The organism is Elizabethkingia argenteiflava (assembly GCF_009904105.1).
Taxonomy (GTDB): domain Bacteria; phylum Bacteroidota; class Bacteroidia; order Flavobacteriales; family Weeksellaceae; genus Elizabethkingia; species Elizabethkingia argenteiflava.
Genome location: NZ_JAAABJ010000592.1, coordinates 1 through 203 on the forward strand (window position 1 = coordinate 1; position 203 = coordinate 203).

General features: G+C 39.4%; 1 pseudogene. It reads right to left on the minus strand.

Features of this window, described 5'->3' with window-relative positions:
* Positions 1-203 (minus strand): annotated as a pseudogene (locus tag GNY06_RS09805) (IS481 family transposase); the annotation flags it as partial.

Here is a 203-nt window from a genome sequence, read left to right on the forward strand (position 1 = left end):
GAAAGTTGAGATTCAGTAAGGACGACACCATCTTGAGCAGATTTGGCTTCTAGGGCTTTTAATCTTAGTTTAAACCTATGTAGATCGTGTCTTAACCAAATACTGCTGACTCCACCTGGTGATACAAAGAAACCTTGCTTTTTAAGTTCATTACTTACTCTAAGCTGCCCCAAAGTAGGGTTCTCAATGGCTATATCAACAAC